The organism is Streptomyces sp. NBC_00341, assembly GCF_041435055.1.
GTDB lineage: Bacteria > Actinomycetota > Actinomycetes > Streptomycetales > Streptomycetaceae > Streptomyces.
Genome location: NZ_CP108002.1, coordinates 5,175,861 through 5,198,705, shown reverse-complemented (window position 1 = coordinate 5,198,705; position 22,845 = coordinate 5,175,861). Strand labels below are relative to the sequence as shown.

The window sequence follows — 22,845 nt, the reverse complement described above, 5'->3', positions numbered from 1 at the left end:
GCCCCCGCCGGACTTGCCCCCAACCGCCGGGGAGGCTTGAGATGGGCGCCGTCCCATCGGACTCACCCCCCAACCGGCGAAGGGGCTTGAAATGGGCGCGGCCCCCGAACACCGAAAGGCCGGGAAGCGCACCGGTCTACGAATTCGGCCGCTTCGCACTCCGCGCCGCCTCCGCCATCGCCTCCAGCTGCGCCAGCATCGGCATCGGGTCCGTGCCCACCGTCCCGGGGAGGAAGTCCGCGATGCGTTCCGGGGTCCAGGCCGCGCCCTCCGCGTACCCCGCGCGCAGCTCCCTCGGCTGGGCCCAGACCGCGATCTTCGGGCCCGCGATCGTGTACACCTGCCCGGTGATGCTCTCCGCGCGGGCCCGGTCGCTGAGGAGGTAGACGACGAGCGCGGCCACGTCCTCCGGCTCACCGATCTCCTTGAGCTCCATGGGCACGTTGGCGGACATCCGGGTCCGCGCCACGGGGGCGACCGCGTTGGCCGTGACGCCGTACTTGTGCAGGCCCAGCGCCGCGCTGCGGACCAGCGAGATGATCCCGCCCTTCGCCGCGCTGTAGTTCGCCTGGGCCACGCTGCCCTGGTGGTTGCCGCTGGTGAAGCCGATCAGGGTGCCCGCGCCCTCCTGCTTGCGCATTACCGCGGACGCGGCCCTGAAGACGGTGAAGGTGCCCTTGAGGTGGGTGGCGACCACGGGGTCCCACTCCTCCTCCGACATGTTGAACAGCATCCGTTCGCGCAGGATGCCGGCCACGCACACCACCCCGTCGATGCGCCCGAACCGCTCCAGCGCGGTGTCCACGACCCGCTGGCCGCCGGCCATGGTGGAGATGTCGTCGGCCACCGCGACCGCCTCGCCGCCCGCCGCCACGATCTCCTTGACGACGGACTCGGCTATCTCGCTGGCGGGTTCGCCGCCCTCGATGGAGACGCCGTAGTCGTTGACGACGACTCTCGCCCCCTCGGCCGCCGCGGCGATCGCGACGGCCCGCCCGATGCCTCGTCCGGCACCCGTGACGGCCACCACCTTGCCTGCCAAGAAGTTCCCCATGCCCGGCCCCTTCCCGCGGTTTCTGACGGACCGTTAGATTCTATGGGTCATCAGGTCCACCGGCACAAGCCCCAGGAGGCTCCATGTCACTGCCGGACGAGTTCCACGACATCGCCAAGCGCGTGAACAACTGGGGCCGCTGGGGCGCGGACGACGAGATCGGGACGCTCAACCTGATCACCGACGAGGTCGTCCGGGAGGCGGTGGCCACCGTGCGCACCGGGCGACGGGTGCCGCTCGCGCTGCCGCTCAAGCAGGACGGCGTGCAGAGCGGGCTGATCCAGGGACGGATCAACCCGCTGCACACCATGGTCCAGATCAACCAGGAGCTGTTCGGCCCCGGCACCGTCGCCACCAGCGACGACACCGCGGTCCTGAGCCTCCAGACCGCCACCCACTGGGACGCCCTCACGCACGTCTCGCACTCCGGGAAGATCTACAACGGCCGCCCGGCCGACAGCATCACCCCGCACGAGGGAGCCAGGTTCAGCGGCATCGAGAAGGCCCCGCACATCGTCTCGCGCGGGGTGCTGCTCGATGTGGCCCGCGCCCACGGGGTGGACAGGCTGCCCGGCGACCACGCCGTCACCCCGGAGGACCTGGACGCGGCGGAGGAACTGGCCGGGGTGCGGGTACGGTCCGGGGACATCGTGCTCGTACGGACCGGGCAGGTGCAGGTCTATCTGGCCGGGGACAAACACGCGTACGGCTATCCGTCACCGGGGCTCTCGATCCGGACGCCCGAGTGGTTCCGGGCCCGGGATGTGGCCGCGGTCGCCAATGACACGCTGACCTTCGAGATCTTCCCGCCGGAGATCGACGATCTGTGGCTGGGCGTGCACGCGCTCGATCTGGTCGAGATGGGCATGCTCCAGGGCCAGAACTGGAATCTGGAGCAGTTGTCCACAGCCTGTGCGGAGTCGAAGCGCTACGGCTTCCTGCTCTCCGCGATGCCGGAACCCTTCGTCGGCGCCACCGGCACTCCGGTGGCCCCGGTCGCCATCCTCTGAGCAGCGGCCACCACGGCGCCGGGCCGGGCGCGGGGCGAAACCCCGCGCCGGCAGGACCGGTCGACGGCGAACCTATGCGCGATGGGTGACCGCGTGCGACGGCTCGTACGCTCCACCCGGCTCGCGCCCGACGGCATCGCGCCCGACGGCGTCGCAGCCGCCCGATCCGCACGCCCCGGCACCGTGCGCACCCGCTCCGTGGGCGCAGGGCTGCATCTGTACCTGGATCACCGGAACACCCCGGTCCACCTCGCACCAGATGCGCTTGCCGGCGCCCTCCGGCTGCCAGCCCCAGCGGTCGGCCAGTCCGTCGACCAGCTCCAGGCCCCGGCCGCCGGTGTCCTCGCCCTCCGCGTGCCGCTGCTGCGGCGGACGGCAGCTGGTGTCGGCCACCTCGACCCGTACGGTCCCGGCGTTACCCGGCGCCCCCGTCGAGCCGAACAGCATGCGCAGCACGGCCGGACAGCCGGTGTGCACGACCGCGTTGGTCACCAGTTCCGAGATCAGCAGGATGAGCGTCTCTGCCAGTGGTTCGTCGTCTCCTATCCCGGACACGACCAGCCTCGAACGCGCCCATCTGCGGGCCCGCCCGACCTCCGCGGGGTCGGCCCCGACCTCCAGCTGAACCTGAAGCACCTGCACCGCTCACACCATCCGAACCGGCGGACACATCGCCTCGCGCCTCCTCAGGGTCACGGAACGTGATTCCCTTACGAGACAGCATGGTTGACGTACAGTCACCGCAACAAGCGCTTCGGGCATATTCCAGCGCGAAGGAGTACGCGTGGTGCATACTGTGCGACGCACGTTGCGGAGAGTCGAACAGAGGCGCCCGGCGGCCACGAAAACCCCGGGAAACGTTTCCCCGGCAGGCCCGGCCCCTCTGCGTGGATCACGAGCAGGGCACCTCTCGCGGACCGGAGCAGCCGCACAGGCCACATCCGGATCGCCAGGTTCCAGAACCACTCGCATCCAACGGAGCGTACCCGAGCCCGGCGCCGACTCCACCCCGTGACGAATCACGCAAAGGACACAAGCCGGTATCGGCACATACCGACTGCGCTGCGTCACTGCTCAGCGTGAACCTCAGGGGTCCGTCGCGTCACCCGCACGCAGCGGGCGTCCGGCCGCCCCGGATCAGCCCAGATCGGCGGCCAGCGCCTCCTCCGCGTCCGCCGCCGTCAGCCACTGCCCGGCCCGCAGCCAGGCCCGCTTGAGATGCAGGTGGACATCCGCCTCCCAGGTGAAGCCCATACCGCCGTGCACCTGGAGGCAGTCGCGGGCGTTGCCGACGGCCGCCTCGTCGGCCAGCAGCTTGGCCCCGGCGATCTCCACCGGGTCCTCCGTCACGGCGGCCGCGTAGACGGCGCTACGGGCCGTCTCCGCGCGCACCAGCATTCCGGCACACAGATGCTTGACCGCCTGGAAGGACCCGATGGGCGCCCCGAACTGTTCACGTTCACCGGCGTGTTGAACCGCCGCCTCCAGGCTGCGGGCGGCGCTGCCGAGCTGCTCGGCGGCGGTCAGCAGGGCGCCCTCGCGGCGCAGCCGCGCCCCGTCGGGCAGCGGCTCGCTCTCGTACCCGGCCAGTCCGGGCACCCGCCACAGGGGGGTGCCCGGGTCGAGCGACCGTACGGGCTCGGCCGCGCCCACGAGCCGCCGCAGCGCCCCGCCGCTCAGCACCCGGGCCGAGTCCCCGTCGAGGACCAGCAGCGCGTCGGCCGCCGCCAGGTGCCCCACCGGCCGCCCGGCCTCCGCCAGGGCCACCACCGCCTCGCCCTCCGCCGCGCCCTTCACCGCTGCCGCGGCCAGCTGGGTGGCGATCAGCGGTCCGGGCAGCAGACACCGCCCCACTTCATCGAACACCAGTACGGATTCAGGCAGCCCGAGCCCGACGCCGCCCGCCGTCTCCGGCAGCCGCAGCGCGAAGAGCCCGGCCGCGCCCAGCTCCAGCCACAACGCACCACCGACTCCCCCGCCACCGTCCAGCGCGGCCCGCATCCGGTCCCTGTCGAACCGCCCGGCGAGCAGTTCCCGCATCCCCGTCCGCAGGGCCCGCTGGTCGTCCGAGAGCTGGAAGTCCACTGTCCGCTCACCGCCCCTTCGGCAGGCCGAGAATCCGCTCGGCGACGATGTTGTGCTGGATCTGCGAGGTACCGGCCGCGATCGTGTACGAGAGCGAGGAGAGCCGGTCCAGCACCCACTCCCGGTCCAGATCGAGGGCGTCGCCCGCGCCGAGCACCTCGGCCGCCGCCTCGTACAGCTCCTGGCGGGCGTGCGAGTACCGCAGCTTGAAGACCGAGCCGCCCACCCCGGGGACTCCGCCACTGGCCTGCGCCTCGCTGACGTTCCACTGGGTGAGCCGCCACAGCGCCCGGAACTCGGCGTTCAGCCTGCCCAGCCGCCGCCGCAGCACCGCGTCGTCCCACCGCCCGCTCCTGCGCGCCTCCGCGGCCAGCGCGTCCAGCGTCCGGCGGCAGGCGACGACCTCCCCCACGAACGCCGTGCCCCGCTCGAAGGAGAGGGTGACCATGGTGACCCGCCAGCCGTCGTTCTCCGCCCCGACGCGGTGCGAGACGGGCACCCGGACCTCGTCGAGGAACATCTCCGCGAACTCCGTGGAGCCGGCCAGCGTGCGCAGCGGCCGGACGGTGACGCCGGGGGCGTCCATCCGCATGGCGAGCCAGCTGATGCCCCGGTGCTTCGGCGCCTGCGTATCCGTCCGCACCAACAGCTCGCACCAGTCGGCGACCTCCGCGTGCGAGGTCCAGATCTTGCTGCCGCTCACCACGTAGTCGTCGCCGTCACGGACCGCACGGGTCCGCAGCGAGGCCAGGTCGGAGCCCGCCTCCGGCTCGCTGAACCCCTGGCACCAGATCTCGTCGCCGCGCAGCACCGGGGGCAGCCAGCGGGCCCGCTGCTCCGCGGTGCCCTCGGCGGCGATGGTGGGCCCGGCGTGCAGCAGCCCGACGAAGTTGGCCCCGACGTAGGGTGCCCCGGCCCGCTCCGTCTCCTCCAGGAAGATCAGGTGCTGAGTCGGTGTGGCGCCCCGGCCGCCCGCGTCGGCGGGCCAGTGCAGACCCGCGTACCCGGCGTCGTACAGCAGCCGCTGCCAGCCGGCGTCGTACGCCCTGCGCCCCGGCCAGTCGCCGGGGTCCGGTTTCGCGGGCAGCCCGGGGAGCACCGAGCCCAGCCACTCCCTCAACCGGGCCCGGAAGGCTTCCTCTTCCTCCGTGTACGAGAGGTCCATGACGCACGCGCCTACTTGTCGAGGTCGAGGCCGAGCATCCGGATCGCGTTCCCGCGCATCAGTTTGTAGATGGTCTCGTCGTCCAGTCCCTTGACGTGGTCGAGCGCGACCTCCTTGGTGTGCGGGAAGGTCGAGTCGACGTGCGGATAGTCCGTCTCGAACGTCGCGTTGTCCCGTCCCACCACATCGAGCGAGGCGACACCGTGCTTGTCGCGGAAGAAGCAGCAGAACATCTGCCGGTAGTAGTACGTGGACGGCGGCTCGGGGATCAGATCGCGCACCCCGCCCCAGGCCCGGTGCTCCTCCCAGACGTCGTCGGCGCGCTCCAGGGCGTACGGGATCCAGCCCATCTGCCCCTCGCTGTAGGCGAGCTTGAGCTGCGGGAACTTCACCAGCACCCCGCTGAACAGGAAGTCCATCATCGAGGCCATCGCGTTGTTGAAGGACAGCGAGGCCTGGACGGCGGGCGGTGCGTCGGGCGAGGCGGCGGGCATCTGCGAACTGGACCCGATGTGCATGTTCACGACCGTGCCGGTCTCCTGGCAGACGGCGAAGAACGGGTCCCAGTACCCTGTGTGGATCGACGGCAGCCCCAGATAGGTCGGGATCTCCGAGAAGGTGACCGCCCGCACCCCGCGCGCCGCGTTCCGCCTGATCTCCGCGACGGCGAGATCGATGTCCCAGAGCGGGATGATGCACAGCGGGATCAGCCGGCCGCCGCTGTCCCCGCACCACTCCTCGACCATCCAGTCGTTGTAGGCGCGCACACACGCCAGCGCGACCTCCTTGTCGTGCGCCTCCGCGAAGGTCTGCCCGCAGAACCGCGGGAAGGTGGGGAAGCAGAGGCTCGCCTCGACGTGGTTGAGGTCCATGTCCTTCAGCCGCTCGACCGGGTCCCAGCACCCACGCCGCATCTCGGCCCGGGTGATCCCCTCCAGCGTCATGTCGTCGCGGTCGAACCCCACGGCGGCGATGTTCCGCTTGTACGGGAACTTGAGGTCCTCGTAGATCCACCAGTCGGTGGGCGGACCGTCCGGGTCCATCGTGATGACGTACTTGCCGCCGGTGTACTCCAGCTCACCGATGCCCGCTGTCAGCGGCTGCGGACCGCGCTCGCGGTACTTGGCCGGCAGCCAGGTCGAGAACAGGTGCGGCGGCTCGATCACATGGTCGTCGACGCTGACGATCCGAGGCAGTTCCGTCATGGTGTCCCCTTCGGCGCACGCATTTCTGATGACCCGTCAGATTGACGTCGCCCTCAGGCTAGCCCCGCACCCCTGGACCGACAAGGCGCAGCGCTCTACGCTCTCCGCACGATCTGACTACCCGTCAGCTGTGAGGGGTTCGCCGTGACCGAGACCGCACATGCCCTGGGAACATCGGGCACCTTCTGGGAGCTCATCCAACGCCGGGCCGCCCTGACGCCGGAGGGCCCCTTCCTGATCCAGGACGACCGCACGCTCACCTTCGGCGAGCTGCGCACCCGCGCGGAGCGGGTGGCGGCGGGCCTGTACGACATGGGAGTACGTCCCGGAACCGTCGTCGCCTGGCAGCTGCCGACCCGGCTGGAGACGGCGCTGCTGTCCTTCGCGCTGGCCCGGATCGGGGCGGTGCAGACCCCGCTCATCCCCTTCTACCGGGACCGCGAGACGGGCTACGCGCTGCGCGAGTCGAAGGCCGAGTTCTTCGCGGTGCCCGGCACCTGGCGCGGCTTCGACCACGCGGCGATGGCCGCCCGCCTCTCGGCGGACCTCGCGCACCCGCCCCGGATCTTCGAGGCGTACGAGACGCTCCCGGACGGCGACCCCGCGGTCCTTCCGCCGCCCCCCGCCGAGGGCACGTCGGTGCGCTGGATCTACTGGACCTCGGGCACCACCTCTGACCCCAAGGGCGTCCTGCACACCGACCGCAGCCTGATCGCGGCCGGTTCCTGCCTGGCCCACGCGCTGCACCTGTCGGCGGACGACGTCGGCTCGATGGCCTTCCCGTTCGCCCACGTCGCGGGCCCGGACTACTCCGTGATGCTCCTCCTCTACGGCTTCCCCGCCGTGCTGTTCGAGCACTTCGCCATGCCGGACGCGCTGGCGGGCTACCGGCGGCACGGGGTGACGGTCGCGGGCGGCTCCACGGCCTTCTACTCCATGTTCCTGACCGAACAGCGCAAGGCCCCGTCCGCCCCCCTCATCCCCACCCTCCGACTCCTCGCGGGCGGCGGCGCCCCGAAACCCCCGGAGATCTACCACGCGGTGGTCCGCGAGATGGGCATCCAGCTCACCCACGGCTACGGCATGACCGAGGTCCCCATGATCACCATGGGCGCCCCCGACGACACGGTGGAACACCTGGCCGGAACGGAGGGCCGCCCGCCCGAGGGCATGGAGATCCGGATCACCGACGAGGACGGGAAACCGCTGCCGTACGACACGGACGGCGAGGTACGGCTACGGGGCGAGGCCGTCTGCCAGGGCTACCTGGCCGCCACGGACCCGTTCGACGCGGACGGCTTCCTGATCACGGGCGACGTCGGCCACCTCCGCCCGAGCGGCCACCTCGTCCTGACCGGCCGGCTGAAGGACATCATCATCCGCAAGGGCGAGAACATCTCGGCCAAGGAGATAGAGGACCTCCTCGCCCGCCACCCCGGCGTGGGCGACGCGGCGGTGATCGGCCTGCCGGACGAATCGCGCGGCGAACGCGTCTGCGCGGTGCTCGAACAGCCGCCGGGCACCGCGCCCCTCACCCTCTCCGAGGTGACGGCCTACCTCCGCGGCGAGGGCCTGTCGGTCCACAAGCTCCCGGAACAACTGGAGGTCCTGGACGCCCTCCCCCGCAACGAGACGCTCCGCAAGGTCCTGAAGTACCAGCTCCGGGAACGGTTCGCGTAACTCCCCCCCGGTCCGGGGCGCGGGGTTCCGTCCTCAATCGCCGGACGGGCTTGATTTTGTGCGGGTACCCCGCGGGGTACGCCTGCCCCGGTGGGTGGGGGGCGGTGCCCCTCCGGGGCGTCTCCTCAAAAATGGCGTGTTCACCCAGGTACGCAAGGGACCCGGGTCGTACGCCATTTCCTGCGGGGACTCCCCTGCACGTCCCCACCCCAGCATCACTCGCGCCTACAACACCGGCGATACGACTGCCGCAGACGCGCGACGGCAGGGTTCGGGGGCGTGCAGGGGAGTCCCCGCAGAACGACGAACACAGACCCGGGTCCCTCACGGACCCCCCGCACGTTCGTCGTTTGAGGAGACGCCCCGGAGGGACCCCGAACCCCCACCCACCGGACAGGCGGCCCCGCACCCGGCGGAGCACCCGCACCACCCAAGCCCGTCCGGCGATTGAGGACAAAACCCGCACCCCGGAAGAGGGCACCCAAATCCCGCGCGCCCGCCCGGCCGAGGGCTACGCGTCGGGCTCGATCACCGTGAAGTACGCGGAGAACGCCGCCACCGCGTCCGCCTCCGCGACCCGCCCGTCGTGGTCCGCGTCCAGGCTCTGCGCGCCGAACGCCGCCGCGTCCGGGCTCGCGCCGAGCACCCGTAGGGCCCGCTCCACGGCCGGCACCGCGGCTCCGCCGTCCTCGCCCTGGGCGGCCACGGCGAGCGCCGCGCGCAGGAAGGGGCGGGCGATCTCCGCGAACCGCTCGGGGTTGTCGCGGAGCCGTTTCACCGCGCCGCCGACGAACTCCGCACGGCTGACGCGCTGGTCCCCGTCCACGTCCGCGATGCCCGCCATGCCCTGCCAGAACGCCTCGGCCCCGCTGTAGAGCGCCTGGCCCTTGTCGCAGCGGGCCTTCGTGCCGAACTCGGTGAGCAGCCGGGCCGCGGCGGCGTCGAAATCCGCGCGATCGATGTATCCGTTTCCGTCCTGGTCGAAAGCGGCGAAACGGAATGCGATCTTGCGCTCATACTCTGCGCTGTCCATGCGGGGAGCGTACGACGCCCACGGGGTTCACGTGTCACTTACCGCCGTCAGGGGTGTGACAGGCCATGCCGCGGGGGCGCCGGACGGACCGTTTCAGGCCGAGAGCGGCTGGGCCGCGTCGTCCACGGCGGAGTCCCAGTCGGGGTAGACCTCGAACAGCCGACGTACGCCGAGCGCCGCGAGCACCCGGTTGACGTGGGAACCGTCCTCCGCGCCCCGGGCGGGCAGGATCAGCCGCAGCCGGCCCCCGCAGGAGCGCATCAGGCGGCGGGAGGCGATCAGCACGCCGACGCCGCTGGAGTCGCAGAAGAAGACCTCGGAGAGGTCGAGCACGACGTCGTGGCGGCCGACGGCCACCGCGTCGTGGACGGACTGGCGGACGGCGGGCGAGGTGACCAGATCCAGCTCACCGCGTATGTGCAGCACGGTCCAGCCGCTCTGTTCGCTTTCGGCCACGCTCAGTGGCTTGCGGGAACGTTCCGGGGCGAGCCAGGCCGCGTGGTTCGTGGCAGCCGGAAGGCCGTGTCCAGGAGGGGATGGCTTTGTCACGCGACTGGGCCTCTCGTTCCGGGGATTCCGGGGAATTCGCGATCCGGAAGTTTGCGTTCCTCCTCGCGGCTGCCCCGGGGCACACTCCATGAAACACCGCCTCCCCCATGAAGGCCCAGCAGGGTTTCAGGCAGAAATGATCACTTCAGGTCTGATTCCGTCGCTACGGGGGCCGCATTCCCTATCATCCAGGGCGTTCGCGCGGGCGGAGTTGCCGCAAAGGGCATGCATGATCAAGGCGGCCGACTACATTCGGTGTGACGAGGGGTACAGAGTCACGGGCACAGGGCTGGGGGTCTCATGGCCAATAACGCACCACCCCGCTGGGACCGCAAGATGCAACAGCGGCTGGCACGCGGAGAGGCCGCGGCCCTCGGGGAGCTCTACGACCGGTTCGCCGCGCTCGTGCACAGCCAGGCGCACCGGATGCTCGACGACGAGAGCGCCGCGGACCTGGTGACCAGGGAGGTCTTCGGGTACGTGTGGGAGAACCCCGACGCCTACGACCCCAAGCAGGGCTCGATGCGGTCCTGGGTCGCCCGGCTCACCCACCGCCAGTCCGTGCGCCGGCTCCGCAGCACCGCCGACGCGGCGGCCCGCGAGGACGCGGAGGACGGCGAGGCCCACGCGGATCCGGCCGAGCTGGAGGAGCGGGTGCGCCGGGCCACCGCGGCGGCCCGTGCCGACTACATCGTCGCGTCCATGCCCGCCCCGCTGCGGGCGGCGCTGGAGCTCGCGTACATACAGCGCCGGGACTACCGGCAGACCGCGGCCGACCTCGGCGTCACGGAGGACGAGGCCCGGCGCCGGCTCCGACTCGGCCTCCAGCTGCTCTCCACCGCCCACACGCGCCCCCTTGAGGACACCTCACCGCCCGGATACGGGCGGCGGCTGTGACCGACGACGGAGAAGGGCCCGCCCATGACGGCCGCGAGCACGGCGGACGGGACGACGAGGTGCGCGGCGCCCGTCGGATACCGGGCCCGCGGGCCGCGGCGGACGACTTCGACATGGATCACGTGACGCCACCACCACCCGTACCCCAGCCGGAATCCGTACCCCCACAGCCGGAACCGGACCGGTCCGGCACCCGGCCGAACCCGCCGCCGGCCCTGGTGCTCCCGCACCGCGTGCTGAAGGCGCTCCTCGGCGCGTGGGCGCTGTCCGCCTGCTCCACCGCGGAGACCGAGGCCGTCGAGGAGCACCTCACGGAGTGCGCGCCCTGCGCGGACGAGGCGCTGCGGCTGCGCGACGCGGTCGGGCTGCTGCACACCGACGGCAGCCTGGACCTCGATCCGCTGCTCCGGACCCGGGTGCTGGACAACTGCCTGAGCCGCCGGCCGGCCCAGATCCCGGTGCCCGACTGGGCGGCACCGTACGACGCGGAGACCGCCCGCCTCGACGCGCTGCTGCGTGACATCGGCTCCTCCGAGTGGCACGCCCCGGTGCGGCTGAAGTGGTTCGAGGGCGAGCGCATGGCCCACCGCAAGACGACGGTCGCCGGGGTGATCGGCCACCTCCTGACCGTCGACGGGCTGGTGAGCACCGCTCTCGGCCTCGACGATCCGCTGGCCGGCAGTGCCCCAGGCGTTCCGCGCCGGGGTCCGGGACCGGTCCTCGCGCCGACCGCGCGCACCGAGGCGTACTGGTCGGCGGCGCGACTTCCGCCGACCCGTGCCGTCCGTGAGCCGTGGCGCGAGCAGAGCCACACCCTCATCCGCACGGTGTCCTTCGCGGGCCGCGGCGTCTCGGATCTCTCGGTCTCCTACGGCGACTTCGCGCTGCCGTTGCAGGACGCCCTGGTGGACCGCGCGTTCGAGTGCTGGGTGCACGGCGGCGATATCGCGCGGGCGGTGGACTACCCGTACGAGACGCCCTCCGCGCCCCATCTCAACCGGATGATCGACCTGGCGGCCCGGATGCTGCCCGCCGCTCTGGCCGGGCGGCGACGGGCCGGTCTCGCCGGTCCGGCCCGCGATCTGGTGACGGCCGGTTCCCCGGGCCGCTCGCTCCATCTGGAGGTCGAGGGCCTGGGCGGCGGCAACTGGTACATCGCGCTGGACTCACCGGCGGCGGTCGGCTCCCCCGACCACACGGTGGCGCAGGTCGCGCTGGACGGCACCGAGTTCTGCGAGCTGCTCGCGGGCCACGTGCCGCCCGTGGAGACGGCGGCCGGTCAGCGCGGTGACCGCGAGGCGATCGAGGACGTGCTCTACGCGGCGGCCTCGCTCAGCAGGCTGTGATCCCGGCCCGAAGCACGGGCAACGGCGCTACGGGAAGACCACCGTGCGGCGGCCGTTGAGCAGGATGCGCCGCTCCGCGTGCCACTTCACCGCGCGCGCCAGGGCCCGGCACTCCACATCGCGTCCGATGGCGACGAGCTGGTCCGGCGTGACGCCGTGGCTCACCCGCTCGACCTCCTGCTCGATGATCGGCCCCTCGTCGAGGTCGGCCGTCACGTAGTGCGCGGTGGCGCCGATCAGCTTCACGCCGCGGGCGTGCGCCTGGTGGTACGGCTTGGCGCCCTTGAAGCTCGGCAGGAAGGAGTGGTGGATGTTGATGATCCGGCCGCTCAGCTGCTTGCAGAGGTCGTCGGAGAGGACCTGCATGTAGCGGGCCAGTACGACCAGCTCCACGTCCTCCTCGCGGACCAGCTCCAGCAGCCGCGCCTCGGCCTCCGCCTTGTTGTCCCTGGTCACGGGGATGTGCCGGAAGGGGACGTCGTACGAGGCGACGAGCTCGGCGAAGTCCGTGTGGTTGGAGACGACCGCCGCGATCTCGACCGGCAGTGCCCCGGTCCGGGAGCGGAACAGCAGGTCGTTCAGGCAGTGGCCGAACTTGCTGACCATGAGCACGATCCGCATCCGGTCGGAGGAGCGGTGGATCTGCCACTCCATCCGGAAGGAGTCACCGATCGCGGCGAAGCTCGCCCGCAGCTTCTCCGCGGTCACCGGGCTGTCCGCGGAGAAGTGGACCCGCATGAAGAACAGACCCGTGTCGTGGTCCCCGAACTGCTGGCTGTCCTCGATGTTGCAGCCGGTCATGAAGAGATAGCTCGACACGGCGTGCACGATGCCCTTTTTGTCGGGGCACGAGAGCGTGAGGACGTACTGCTCGGGGGCGGTGTCAGCGGGCTGCGGCGCGGTCATCCCCGTAGGGTGCCACACCGCCCGGATCTCAGGCCGTTCTGGTCATGATGCGGAGCACGTCCAGCGAGCGCGGCGGTACGTCCGGGTCCTCGCCGTCGTTCGAGGCGAGCAGCACATGGGCCTCGCGGGCGGCCCGGACGGCCTCGGGCCAGCCGTGGTGCTCCAGGTAGGCGGAGACCGGGGCGTCGGCGCCGACCTGGTGCATGATGCGCAGCACCCGCAGGACGGCGACGTCCACGAGGGCGGCCTCGCCGGAGTCCCGGAAGACCGTGCCGACGTATTTCTCGGCGGACCAGTTGTCGAGCCAGGTGTCCTCGACCAGGCGGTACACGGCGTCGGTGACGTCGCCGTATCCCTCCCGGCCGGCCAGCCAGCACTCGTGGTGGAAGACGGGGTCGGAGAGCATGTGCAGCGCCGAGCGCACGTTGCTGCGCCAGCGCCACCACGGAATGTCGTTGAGCGGCATGCCGCCCATGGTGGAGGAGCGACGGCCGCGACGGGAAGTGTTCTCGGAACCTTGCTGCACAGCTGTCGATCGTACGTTCCCTTTCCGGCCTCCTGCGCGGCCCCCTGCAATTCACCCGGATGTCACCGAGCGTTGAACGGACCACACTGCGGCGTTACCCGGGGCCGGGAAGGGTCAGGGCCCATGACCGGACGGCAGCGCCCCATCCTTCCCCGCCCTATCAGGCCGCTCATCGGCACAGTGGCGGCAGGGGCCTTGCTGATGACCGGCTGCGGTGTGCTCCCTGGGGCCTCGGGGGACTCCAGGGAGCCCGTCACCGTCGTCACCTGGGCGCCGAGCGGCGCCTCGGGCCCGGACAGCGCCGACATGGCCGGCATGACCGCCATGGCGCAGACATACGCGCGCTGGATCAACGGCAGCGGCGGGATCGACGGCCACAGGCTGCGCGTCGTCACCTGCGACGAGCAGGACACCTCGATCGGCGCGGGCCGCTGCGCCCGCCGGGCCGTCGAGGAGAAGGCCGTCGCGGTCGTCGGCTCGTACAGCCGGTACGGGCGGGCGTTCATGGCACCGCTGGAGGTGGCCGGGATTCCGTACATCGGCGGGTACGGCGCCTCGGAGGAGGAGTTCCGCAGCTATATGTCCTACCCGGTGACCGGCGGCCAGTTCGCGCTGCTGGCGGGCAACGCCAAGCAGCTGGCCCGCGGTTGCGAGCGGGTCTCGCTGGTGCGGCCGGACACGCTGGGCGGCGACGGGCAGTCGTGGCTCCTCAGGACCGGCCTCACCGAGGCCCGCCGTCCCGCACCGGCCGACATCCGGGCGTCCGAGACGGCCACGTCCTACGACAGCGCGGCCGGGCAGGCGCTCGCCGGGGCGGGCACGTCCGGCGGGTGCGTCACGGCCGTACTGGGCGACCGCACGGAGACGTTCTTCGACTCCTTCCGGCGGCTGGCACCGGCGACCGCGGCGGTCAGCATCTCCTCGGTGCTCGGCAGCGTGGGCCAGCCGCTCATCGACCGCACGGGCGGCCGGGACAGCCCGTTCGAGGGCGCGTACGTCACCGGCTGGTACCCGGACGCGGGTGACGCCCGCTGGAACCGGATGCGCCAGGTGATCCGCGAGCACGCCTTCGGCGACAACCGGATCGACCCGAACGACACGGGCGTGCAGACCACCTGGATCGCCTACACGGCCCTGAAGTCGATCGTCGAGTCACTGGACGAGCCGGGGATCACCGCGGGCAAGGTCACCAAGGCCCTGAACAAGGGCATCCGGGTCGACACCGGCGGCCTCACCCCCCAACTGCGCTGGCGCTACGAGGACATGATCGGCTCGGACTCGTATCCGCGCATCGTCAACAGCAAGGTGACGTTCCAGGTCGTGCGCGACGGCAAGCTGGTCGCCGACAAGAAGGGGTTCGTGGACGTGACGAAGACCCTGTCGGACGCGAGCGCGACCGGCTGAGACGGGCGGGCCCGGTGGCTTCCGCCCGCCTGCCCGTCCGGCTCAGCCGCCGGGCTCAGAGCGCGGTTGCCTCGCGCTCGGTCAGGCCGTACTTCTTCGCGATGGTGTTCCACAGCTTGGACGCCTCGCGCTTGGCCTTGCTCGCCTCGCCGCTCTGCACGTTGGCGGCCTGCGTCTGCGAGGTCGTACGGGCCTTGCCGTGCTTGCAGACCTTCTTGCTCTTGGCCTGCGCGGCCCAGGCTGCGTAGTGGTCGTCGGCGGACGCGGAGGCCTGCCAGGCCTTGGTGAGGGAGGCGGTCAGCTCGCCGTTGTTCGGCAGCTTGTCGACCGAGAGACCCTTGAGCCGGGTGACCAGGTCGCGGCGCTGCTTCGCGGCGCCCTTGAGATCCGACACGGCCTTGTCGAGGTTGGTGCAGGTCTTGGTCTTCTCGACCGCGCTGATGACGGCGGCCCTGCTGTTGTTGCTGTCGGCGAGCAGCTTGTCGAGCTCCTCCGCCTGCGGCTTCGCCGGGTCGGGCGCGGCCTTGCTGGACGGCTGGGCGGCGGGTGAACTCGCCGAGGCCACCGGCTCCTTGTTGTCCTTGTCGTCGTCGCCACCGCTCAGCAGCGCACCGGCGCCGAGCCCGATCACCGCACAGCCGACGACGACCGCGGCGATCAGCGGGACGTGCGCGGGCCGCTTGCGCCGCTCCTCGCGCCCGTCCCCCGCCGGCCCGTCCTCCGGGCCGTTGTACGGGGGCGGCTGCTGGTACGACTGCTGGGGCTGCGGGGGGCCGCCCTGGTACTGCGGGGGCTGCTGGCCGGGGTCGAACCGGGGCATCTGCTGCGTGGCGCCCGCGGGCTCGTCGCTGCGGAAGAGGTTGTCGAACTCGGCGGGCGGCGGGCGCTCGCCGGGTGTGCCGGGCCTGATTCCGTACGGGGCTCCACCGGGCACCGGGGGTATGTACTGGGTCGCGTCGGCGTCCTGGCCGCCCTGCGGGGGCTGCTGATACCCCTGCGGCCGGCCCTGGCCCAGGTACTGGGTCGACTCCGCGGGGTTCTCCGGCGGCAGCCCGCCCGGCCCGGGGCCCGAGGGCACCGGCGCGATGTACTGCGTGGCGTCCGAGTCCCCGCCCATGCCCATGCCGGGCACGGCCTCGGGCGGCAGCGGCTGGGCGTACGGGCCCTGCGGCTGCGCGGGCGGCAGCGGATGCTGCGGCGGCTGCGGCTGGCCGTAGGACGGCCCCTGGTGGCCCTGCTGGCCGTGGTCCTGCTGTCCCTGCCCGTACTGGCCCTGGCCCTGGCCGTACGCCGGAGCCTGCTGCTGCCCCTGGTCGTACTGCCCGTGCTGCTGCCCGTACGCGGGCTGTCCGCCCTGCTGCCCGTACTGGCCCTGCTGCGACGCGGCGTCCTGGTGCGGTGCCTGCGGCCCCCAGGGCCGGCCCCACGGCTGGCCTTCCGCCGGGGCCGACTGGTCCGCCGGCGCCCCCGGCGTCCAGGGCTCGCCGCCACCCGAGGGCAGCACGACACCCTCGTGCGCGGGTCGTACAGCAGGGAGCTGCTGCTCGTCGCCCTGTCCGCTCTGTGTCACCGGGACTCCTACGTGTGAACCTATGGAATCGTCGGCTCACGCTACCGGGTGGCAGCCGCCGTTCGCCAAGCGCGTGAGCTCACTCACCACCCCTTCACAGCGGCTGTAACACTCAGCGGCCTTAAGACGCAGTTAAGGGGTCGGCCGGGCAGATCCCGCGATCCGGACGCCGCAGCAGGCCCCGGCCGCACCCTCCGCTCACGCCACCTGGAGCTCCAGACGGGCCCCGAACTCCCGTACCGCGGGCTCGTCCCCGTACGGCACCAGCCGCTGCTGGAGGTCCTCCAGATACTCCGCGCCCCGGCTGGAGCGCACCGAGCCGAGCAGCTCCATCGCCCGTGTCCCGGTGTGGCAGGCCTGCTCCACCTCGCGCAGCTGCACCTGGGCCGAGGCCAGCAGCGCCAGGCCGATGCCGCGGCGGCGGGCCCGGGACTCCGGGTGGCCGTCCAGGGACTCCTTCGCCCGGCGCGCGGCGGACTCCGCCTGGCCGAGATCGCGGTGACAGTGCGCCAGTTCGTCGGCCAGGTAGGCGTGGTCGAAGTGGGCGATCCAGTCGGGATCGTCACCGCTGTCCGGGTCGGCGCGGTCCAGGGCCGACTGCGCCAGGCTCGCCACGGAGCGGCAGGTGCCGGCGTCCCCGAGGAGGGCGTGGCCGCGCGCCTCCGCGGCGTAGAACATCGCCTCCGCCCTCGGCGTGACCCGTCCGCGCGCACCCTCCTGCGCGGCCCTGGCCAGTTGGGCGATCTCGCGCGGATTGCCGAGCTGGGCCGCGAGATGGCTCATCGACGCGGCCAGCACGTAGCCGCCGTAGGCGCGGTCACCGGCCGCCTGCGCGAGGCGCAGCGCCTGGATGTAGTAGCGCTGGGCGAGGCCCGGCTGGCCCGTGTCGATCGCCATGTACCCGGCGAGTTCGGTGAGCCGTGCGACCGCCGCGAACAGCTGCCGCCCGGTCGATTCGCGGTACGCGCCCGAAAGCAGCCCGGAGACCACGCTGTTGAGGTAGTGCACCAGGACCGGCCGCACATGGCCGCTGCCGAACCGGTGGTCGAGGTCGACCAGCGCGGCCGTCATCGCCCGCACCGCCTCCACGTCCGGCATGCCGACCCGGGCCCCGGCCGCCCGTGCGACGTGCGGGTCCGCACCGCTGATCAGCCAGTCCCGACTGGGCTCGACCAGTGCGGAGGAGGCCACCGCGGAACCGGTGAGGAAGTCGCGGCGGCCGACATCGCTGCGCCACAGCTCGCAGACCTGCTCGATCGCCCCGATCACCGTCGGGGCGAACTGCAGGCCCACACCGGAGGCGAGGTTCTTGCCGTTGGCCATCCCGATCTCGTCGATCGTGACGGTACGGCCGAGCTTGCGGCCGAGTGCTTCGGCGATGATCCCCGGCGCCCTGCCGCGCGGCTGCTGTCCACGCAGCCAGCGGGCGACCGAGGTCTTGTCGTAGCGGAGGTCGAGACCGCGTTCGGCCCCGACCATGTTGACGCGGCGGGCCAGGCCCGCGTTGGAGCATCCGGCTTCCTGAATGAGCGCCTGCAGCCGTTCGTTCGGCTGGCGTGCGACGAGAGGCCTGGCTGCCATGTGTGTCCCCCTGAGGCCGCGGTGATCGTTTCGGGATCACTGCCCGACATATGCCTAAGAAATGCGCCGATTCATCGTGTTGGTCACTTTCACGACGTCTTGCATCTTTCGTCACAGCAAGCGCTCTAAGATGCGAGTCGAACTGTGCCGGAATTCCCGTATCTGGTTACCCGTCCTTCGCCGTGACGCCTACCGCGCGCCCCCGCCCATGCATCGATGCGCCCCGTATGCGGGGGCGAAGCGACCCCCATCCGCGCACGTCACGCCCGTAACCCCGGGTGGTGGCGGGAGTTGTGCTGTGCGTGGAAGAGCCCATCGGAGTCATGGAAGCCGCGCAGGTCCCCCAGCAGCGTGCCGAGCCGCTGCTCGACGCCGCCGTGCGGTACGCGGAGGAGCGGCACTGGGACGTGTGCCCCGGCACCTGGCTGGAGCCGGCCGACGGGGTGGAGCGGTGTTCGTGCGGTGAGGACCGGTGCGCGGTTCCCGGCGCGCACCCCACCCGGGCCGACTGGGCGGGCCTGGCCACCGGCAGCGGTGCCGCGGCCCGCCGGATGTGGGAGCGGCAGCCCCGGGCGTCCATCCTGCTGCCGACCGGCCGCGCCTTCGACGCCATCGACGTACCGGAGTCGGCCGGATTCCTGGCCCTCGCCCGGATGGAGCGGCTGAGCCTGCCGCTGGGCCCGGTGACCCGCTCCCCCGACCGCCGGATGCAGTTCTTCGTGCTGCCGGGCGCCGCCGCCAAGGCCGACGCGCTGGTGCGGCGGCTGGGCTGGAGCGCCCCCGCGATCGGGCTGCGCGGCTGCGGCGAGGGCCAGTACGTGACGGCACCGCCGAGCCGGGTCGGCGGGAGCGGCTCGGTGCAGTGGGCCCGCCGCCCCACCACCGCGAACCGCTGGCTGCCCGAGGTGGAGGAGCTGATCAGCCCGCTCGCCTACGCCTGCGGCCGGGAAGCGGCTGACGCACGGACCCGCCTTTCGTAGGGTGGCCCCCACACACGGGGACTTCGAAGGGCGTGCACGATGCCGGACCGGCGCGACATCGACAGGACAGACAGGACAGAGCAGACGGCCGAAGCGCGATCGCCGCGGGTGACACCGCCCGCGGTGCGCGTGGAAGGGCTCTGGAAACGGTTCGGGGATCAGACGGCGGTGGCCGGAATCGATCTGGAGCTGCCCGCAGGCAAGTTCATCGGTCTGGTGGGGCCCAACGGCGCGGGCAAGACCACCACCCTGTCCATGGTCACCGGGCTGCTCCGCCCCGACATGGGCCGGATCGAGGTCGGCGGCCGGGACGTCTGGCGCGATCCGGTCGAGGTGAAGTCCCGGATCGGCGTGCTGCCCGAGGGCCTGCGGCTCTTCGAGCGCCTCTCGGGGCGTGAACTGCTGGGCTACACCGGCCGGTTGCGCGGGCTGCCGGGACCGGAGACGGACAGCCGCGCCACCCAGCTGCTGGACGTACTGGATCTGGCGGGCGCCCAGCACAAGCTGGTCGTCGACTACTCGACCGGCATGCGGAAGAAGATCGGGCTCGCGGCGGCACTGCTGCACAACCCCGAAGTGCTCTTCCTGGACGAGCCGTTCGAGGGCGTCGACCCGGTCTCCGCACAGACCATCCGCAAGGTGCTGGAGCGCTACACCCGCTCCGGGGCGACCGTCATCTTCTCCAGCCATGTGATGGAGCTCGTCGAGTCGCTGTGCGACTGGGTGGCCGTGATGGCGGCGGGCAGCATCAAGTCGCAGGGCACCCTGGCGCAGGTGCGCGGCGATGCGCCCACGCTCCAGGACGCGTTCCTGGAGCTCGTCGGCGCGGGCGGCCGCGACGACGGCGACGCCCTGGACTGGCTGGGCGGTGCCCGATGAGCGTGTTCGACGCCCCGGCGGGAGCCGGGCCCCGGACGGGCGGTGCGGGCGCCACGGGCGGTACCGCTCTGGTTCCCGTCTTCGTCCGGCTGAAGCTGTCGCTGCTGCGCAACGGGCTGCGGCAGTCGTCGGGGCGGCGGGCCGCCTACATCGCGTCCGTCGTCATCACCCTGCTGATCGCCGCGGGCCAGCTCATCGCGCTGATCGCGCTGCGCGGCAACGCCCACGTGGAATCGCTCGTGGTGCTGCTGGCCGGGGTGCTGGCGCTCGGCTGGGCCGTGATGCCGCTGTTCTTCTCGGACGGGGACGAGACCCTCGACCCGAGCCGTCTGGTGATGCTGCCGCTGCGGCCGAGGCCCCTGATCACCGCGCTGCTGACGTCCTCGCTGGTCGGTATCGGCCCGCTGTTCACGCTCTGCCTGACGGCCGGTTCGGTGATCGCACTGGCCCACGGTGCGGGCGCGGCCGTGTTCGCGGTGCTGGCCGCCCCGCTCACCCTGCTGGTCTGCGTGGCGCTGGCGCGGACCGTCGCCACGGCCAACAGCCGGCTGCTGACGTCGCGCAAGGGCCGCGATCTGGCGGTGCTCAGCGGGCTGGTGATCGCCGTGGGCATCCAGGCCGTCAACTTCGGCGCGCAGCGGCTCGGCCAGGCCGGCGGCCTCTCCGCGCTGGACCCGGCGGCGGAGGTGGTGCGCTGGCTGCCGCCCGCGTCGGCCATCGGCTCCGTGCACTCCGCGTCCCAGGGCTCGTACGGCCGGGCCGCCGTTCAGCTGCTGCTCTCCGTGGCGGCGCTGGCCCTGCTGGTGTGGCTGTGGCAGCGCAGCCTGGTCAAGCTGATGACGGCGCCGGACGGCTCGACGCTCGCCGCGGCCGAGCCGAACCGGGCGAAGTCCGGTTCGCGCGGCGCCGGCATCTGGGCGCTGTTCCCGGAGGGGCGCACCGGCACGGTGATGCAGCGGAGCCTGCGCTACGTCGTCCGGGACCCGAAGACCAAGGCGGCGTGGGTGACGGCGCTGGCGATCGGACTGATCGTGCCGCTGCTCAACGCGTTGCAGGGCACCGGCTCCGTCTACTTCGCCTGCTTCGCCGCCGGGATGCTCGGCATCCAGATGTACAACCAGTTCGGGCAGGACACCTCCGCGTTCTGGATGGTGGCCATGACGATCTCCTCGACCCGGGACGCGTACCTGGAGCTGCGGGCGCGGGCACTGGCCCTGCTGCTGATCACCCTTCCGTACACGATCCTGGTGACGGTGCTGACCTGTGCGCTGCTCGGGGACTGGCAGCAGCTGCCGGGGGTCATGGGGCTGTCGTTCGCGCTGCTGGGCGCGATGCTGGCGACGGGTGCGGTGGCCTCCGCGAATCTGCCGTACTCGATCCCGCAGGACGGCGCGTTCAAGAACGTGGCGCCGGGGCAGGCCGGGCTCGCCTGGATGTCGATCTTCGGCGGCATGGTCTCGGCGGCGCTGCTGTGCGCCCCGGTGATCGCCGCGACGATCTGGCTGCGGGTCGCGGGCGCGCAGGAGTGGCTGTGGGTGCTGCTTCCGGCGGGTGCGGTGTACGGGGCGCTGATCGCCTGGGCCGGGCTGCGGGTGGCGGCGCCCCGGACCGCGGACCGGCTGCCGGAGATCCTGGCGGCGGTCAGCAAGGGGTGACGGGGCGGGGCCGGCCGGCAGGCGGGCGGAAGGGTTACGGAGCCACCGGCTCGCGGTCACCCCTGTCGTCCCGGTCGTCTCTGTCGTCCCGGTCGTTCCTGTCCTCCTCGGCCAGCTGCTCCAGGAAGGGTTCGACCGCGGCCCGCCAGCCCTCCGGCTGGTCGTAGTGGACGAGGTGTCCGGCGTCGGCCACCTCCGCGTACTGGCCGCGCGGCAGTACCCGGACCATCTCCTGGGCCTCCGCCCGGCCCAGCTCGCCGTCCAGTCCGCGGAGCACCAGGGTCGGGCAGCCGACCTGGGCCAGCTCCTCCCAGTGCGCCTCGAACACCCAGGTGGCACGGGACTGGAGCATCTGGCGGCGGGAGAAGACGGGCCGCCAGCCGTCGGCGCGCTCGGCCATCACCTCGGCGTAGAACTCACCGCGCGAGGGGTTGGGCCGCTCCACCCAGGGGTCGTCCTCGCCGAACCACTTCCGCACGTCGGACAGCGTCGCGAACGGCACCGGCCAGGACCTGAACCAGTCCTCCCACTCCCGCTGCGAGGCCGCGCCGAGCGCGGAGGCCCGCATGTCGCAGATGACCAGCGCCCGGACGAGATCGGGGCGCTTGGCGGCGAGCTGCCAGGCGGTAAGCGCCCCCATGGCGTGTCCGACGAGGGTCACGGGGCCGAGGTCGAGCTGTTCGATCGCGGCCTCGGCGTCGGCGACGTACGCGTCGCGCGTGTACGGGCCCTCCGCGGGCTTCTCGCTGCGGCCGTGGCCGCGCTGGTCGAGGCCGACCGCGCGGTGCCGCTCGGCGAGCCAGCGGGTGGTGGAGGCCCAGTGCGAGGCCCGGCCCATCAGCCCGTGGAGCAGTAAGACGCCGGGGGCGCGTTCGCTCTCCGCGCGCTCCTTGGGCGGATCGGCGAACTCCCAGGCCGCGAGGCGTACGCCGTCGGTTCCGGTCACATCGATGCGCCGCACCATAGTTCTGGCACCCCCTTCTGGTCCCTCGATCACCGTGTGGTCGCGTACCAGCAGACTATCGAACTCTTATTCGAAAACCGGGTTCCGGCACGCAACACCGCTCGTTCGAGTGACCGCTTCCAAGGATTGACGTCGGCTGCGGAGGGGAGATCTTCACCGGGAGGCGGGCCACTCGGGGATGAGGGCCCGCAGGGACCGACCTGAAGAGCTCGGGGCTCCAGGTCGGAAGCAGGGGAGGACAGGCCCCGGCGCCGTGAGGCGCCGGGGCCATCCGCTGTTCACGGGGCTCCGGGCCGGGGCCGGAAGCGGGCGTGGGCGCGCGTCCCGTCCGGTGCGCGTCCCATCGATGCGCAGGC

At 72.0% G+C, this 22,845-nt stretch carries 20 protein-coding genes; 8 read left to right on the top strand and 12 right to left on the bottom strand.

The annotated features are described in order from the left end of the window. Nucleotides 1-136 precede the first annotated feature (136 nt). Nucleotides 137-1,054 carry an SDR family oxidoreductase gene (locus OG892_RS23430; RefSeq protein WP_073732813.1) on the bottom strand — a complete coding sequence of 306 codons (918 nt, stop codon included), beginning with the start codon at nucleotides 1,052-1,054 and terminating at the stop codon, nucleotides 137-139. A gap of 83 nt (nucleotides 1,055-1,137) precedes the next feature. On the opposite strand from OG892_RS23430, the gene OG892_RS23425 reads away from it, so the two are divergent. Next, nucleotides 1,138-2,064: a cyclase family protein gene (locus OG892_RS23425; protein ID WP_371630203.1), complete on the top strand. Its 927-nt coding sequence runs from the start codon at nucleotides 1,138-1,140 to the stop codon at nucleotides 2,062-2,064. A 72-nt stretch (nucleotides 2,065-2,136) separates the two neighbouring features. Here the strand turns inward: OG892_RS23425 and OG892_RS23420 are convergent, their stop codons facing one another. The 4 genes from OG892_RS23420 to OG892_RS23405 form a co-directional block, all read right to left on the bottom strand. Further along, nucleotides 2,137-2,706 (bottom strand): ATP-binding protein, encoded by a 570-nt coding sequence (locus tag OG892_RS23420; RefSeq protein WP_371630202.1) that lies wholly within the window; start codon nucleotides 2,704-2,706, stop codon nucleotides 2,137-2,139. Nucleotides 2,707-3,201: 495 nt separating this feature from the next. Next, nucleotides 3,202-4,149 carry an acyl-CoA dehydrogenase family protein gene (locus OG892_RS23415; protein WP_371630201.1) on the bottom strand — a complete coding sequence of 316 codons (948 nt, stop codon included), beginning with the start codon at nucleotides 4,147-4,149 and terminating at the stop codon, nucleotides 3,202-3,204. Between the two features lie 7 nt (nucleotides 4,150-4,156). Then, nucleotides 4,157-5,314, bottom strand: a complete 1,158-nt coding sequence (locus OG892_RS23410) for an acyl-CoA dehydrogenase family protein (protein ID WP_328865879.1) — start codon at nucleotides 5,312-5,314, stop codon at nucleotides 4,157-4,159. A gap of 11 nt (nucleotides 5,315-5,325) precedes the next feature. Then, nucleotides 5,326-6,519 (bottom strand): amidohydrolase family protein, encoded by a 1,194-nt coding sequence (locus OG892_RS23405; RefSeq protein ID WP_073732817.1) that lies wholly within the window; start codon nucleotides 6,517-6,519, stop codon nucleotides 5,326-5,328. Between the two features lie 144 nt (nucleotides 6,520-6,663). Between OG892_RS23405 and OG892_RS23400 the strand changes: the two genes are divergently transcribed. After that, nucleotides 6,664-8,199: a class I adenylate-forming enzyme family protein gene (locus OG892_RS23400; RefSeq protein WP_371630200.1), complete on the top strand. Its 1,536-nt coding sequence runs from the start codon at nucleotides 6,664-6,666 to the stop codon at nucleotides 8,197-8,199. A 511-nt stretch (nucleotides 8,200-8,710) separates the two neighbouring features. Here the strand turns inward: OG892_RS23400 and OG892_RS23395 are convergent. Further along, entirely contained in the window at nucleotides 8,711-9,232 is a 522-nt protein-coding gene (locus OG892_RS23395; RefSeq protein WP_073732819.1) for an EF-hand domain-containing protein, read from the bottom strand. Nucleotides 9,233-9,325: 93 nt separating this feature from the next. Further along, the gene (locus tag OG892_RS23390) at nucleotides 9,326-9,694 is read right to left on the bottom strand and encodes an STAS domain-containing protein (protein WP_073733163.1); all 369 of its coding nucleotides are present in this window, start codon (nucleotides 9,692-9,694) and stop codon (nucleotides 9,326-9,328) included. Nucleotides 9,695-10,081: 387 nt separating this feature from the next. Between OG892_RS23390 and OG892_RS23385 the strand changes: the two genes are divergently transcribed. Beyond that, the gene (locus tag OG892_RS23385; RefSeq protein ID WP_073732820.1) at nucleotides 10,082-10,678 is read left to right on the top strand and encodes an RNA polymerase sigma factor; all 597 of its coding nucleotides are present in this window, start codon (nucleotides 10,082-10,084) and stop codon (nucleotides 10,676-10,678) included. Next, nucleotides 10,675-12,024: a zf-HC2 domain-containing protein gene (locus OG892_RS23380; RefSeq protein WP_073732821.1), complete on the top strand. Its 1,350-nt coding sequence runs from the start codon at nucleotides 10,675-10,677 to the stop codon at nucleotides 12,022-12,024. Before OG892_RS23385 ends, OG892_RS23380 begins: the two co-directional genes overlap by 4 nt. A gap of 27 nt (nucleotides 12,025-12,051) precedes the next feature. Here the strand turns inward: OG892_RS23380 and purU are convergent, their stop codons facing one another. Together purU and OG892_RS23370 are read right to left on the bottom strand one after the other, a co-directional pair. Beyond that, nucleotides 12,052-12,930 carry a formyltetrahydrofolate deformylase gene (gene purU, locus OG892_RS23375; protein WP_073732822.1) on the bottom strand — a complete coding sequence of 293 codons (879 nt, stop codon included), beginning with the start codon at nucleotides 12,928-12,930 and terminating at the stop codon, nucleotides 12,052-12,054. 28 nt (nucleotides 12,931-12,958) lie between these two features. Continuing rightward, nucleotides 12,959-13,405 carry a hypothetical protein gene (locus tag OG892_RS23370; RefSeq protein WP_024494606.1) on the bottom strand — a complete coding sequence of 149 codons (447 nt, stop codon included), beginning with the start codon at nucleotides 13,403-13,405 and terminating at the stop codon, nucleotides 12,959-12,961. A 174-nt stretch (nucleotides 13,406-13,579) separates the two neighbouring features. On the opposite strand from OG892_RS23370, the gene OG892_RS23365 reads away from it, so the two are divergent. Beyond that, on the top strand, nucleotides 13,580-14,860 hold the full coding sequence (locus tag OG892_RS23365; protein WP_371630199.1) for an ABC transporter substrate-binding protein: 1,281 nt from the start codon (nucleotides 13,580-13,582) through the stop codon (nucleotides 14,858-14,860). Between the two features lie 55 nt (nucleotides 14,861-14,915). Here the strand turns inward: OG892_RS23365 and OG892_RS23360 are convergent, their stop codons facing one another. After that, nucleotides 14,916-16,430: a hypothetical protein gene (locus OG892_RS23360; protein WP_371630198.1), complete on the bottom strand. Its 1,515-nt coding sequence runs from the start codon at nucleotides 16,428-16,430 to the stop codon at nucleotides 14,916-14,918. Between the two features lie 198 nt (nucleotides 16,431-16,628). After that, the gene (locus OG892_RS23355) at nucleotides 16,629-18,011 is read right to left on the bottom strand and encodes a transcriptional regulator (RefSeq protein ID WP_371630197.1); all 1,383 of its coding nucleotides are present in this window, start codon (nucleotides 18,009-18,011) and stop codon (nucleotides 16,629-16,631) included. A 323-nt stretch (nucleotides 18,012-18,334) separates the two neighbouring features. On the opposite strand from OG892_RS23355, the gene OG892_RS23350 reads away from it, so the two are divergent. From OG892_RS23350 to OG892_RS23340, 3 genes are read left to right on the top strand one after another with little or no spacing between them, the layout of a single operon-like run. Beyond that, nucleotides 18,335-18,991 carry a bifunctional DNA primase/polymerase gene (locus tag OG892_RS23350; protein ID WP_073732826.1) on the top strand — a complete coding sequence of 219 codons (657 nt, stop codon included), beginning with the start codon at nucleotides 18,335-18,337 and terminating at the stop codon, nucleotides 18,989-18,991. 39 nt (nucleotides 18,992-19,030) lie between these two features. Next, nucleotides 19,031-19,870, top strand: coding sequence for an ABC transporter ATP-binding protein (locus OG892_RS23345; protein ID WP_328865883.1), 840 nt, complete (start codon nucleotides 19,031-19,033; stop codon nucleotides 19,868-19,870). After that, nucleotides 19,867-21,525, top strand: a complete 1,659-nt coding sequence (locus tag OG892_RS23340; RefSeq protein ID WP_073732828.1) for a transporter — start codon at nucleotides 19,867-19,869, stop codon at nucleotides 21,523-21,525. Before OG892_RS23345 ends, OG892_RS23340 begins: the two co-directional genes overlap by 4 nt. Before the next feature lie 34 nt (nucleotides 21,526-21,559). Here the strand turns inward: OG892_RS23340 and OG892_RS23335 are convergent, their stop codons facing one another. Beyond that, nucleotides 21,560-22,489, bottom strand: coding sequence for an alpha/beta fold hydrolase (locus tag OG892_RS23335; protein ID WP_371630196.1), 930 nt, complete (start codon nucleotides 22,487-22,489; stop codon nucleotides 21,560-21,562). Between the last annotated feature and the right edge of the window lie 356 nt (nucleotides 22,490-22,845).

Coding starts and splice junctions, on each gene's coding strand:
- OG892_RS23430 (WP_073732813.1), bottom strand. CDS start 1,054: ATGGGGAACTTCTTGGCAGGCAAGGTGGTGGCCGTCACGGGTGCCGGA.
- OG892_RS23425 (WP_371630203.1), top strand. CDS start 1,138: ATGTCACTGCCGGACGAGTTCCACGACATCGCCAAGCGCGTGAACAAC.
- OG892_RS23410 (WP_328865879.1), bottom strand. CDS start 5,314: ATGGACCTCTCGTACACGGAGGAAGAGGAAGCCTTCCGGGCCCGGTTG.
- OG892_RS23405 (WP_073732817.1), bottom strand. CDS start 6,519: ATGACGGAACTGCCTCGGATCGTCAGCGTCGACGACCATGTGATCGAG.
- OG892_RS23395 (WP_073732819.1), bottom strand. CDS start 9,232: ATGGACAGCGCAGAGTATGAGCGCAAGATCGCATTCCGTTTCGCCGCT.
- OG892_RS23385 (WP_073732820.1), top strand. CDS start 10,082: ATGGCCAATAACGCACCACCCCGCTGGGACCGCAAGATGCAACAGCGG.
- purU (WP_073732822.1), bottom strand. CDS start 12,930: ATGACCGCGCCGCAGCCCGCTGACACCGCCCCCGAGCAGTACGTCCTC.
- OG892_RS23370 (WP_024494606.1), bottom strand. CDS start 13,405: ATGGGCGGCATGCCGCTCAACGACATTCCGTGGTGGCGCTGGCGCAGC.
- OG892_RS23365 (WP_371630199.1), top strand. CDS start 13,580: ATGACCGGACGGCAGCGCCCCATCCTTCCCCGCCCTATCAGGCCGCTC.
- OG892_RS23355 (WP_371630197.1), bottom strand. CDS start 18,011: ATGGCAGCCAGGCCTCTCGTCGCACGCCAGCCGAACGAACGGCTGCAG.
- OG892_RS23350 (WP_073732826.1), top strand. CDS start 18,335: ATGGAAGCCGCGCAGGTCCCCCAGCAGCGTGCCGAGCCGCTGCTCGAC.
- OG892_RS23345 (WP_328865883.1), top strand. CDS start 19,031: ATGCCGGACCGGCGCGACATCGACAGGACAGACAGGACAGAGCAGACG.
- OG892_RS23340 (WP_073732828.1), top strand. CDS start 19,867: ATGAGCGTGTTCGACGCCCCGGCGGGAGCCGGGCCCCGGACGGGCGGT.
- OG892_RS23335 (WP_371630196.1), bottom strand. CDS start 22,489: ATGGTGCGGCGCATCGATGTGACCGGAACCGACGGCGTACGCCTCGCG.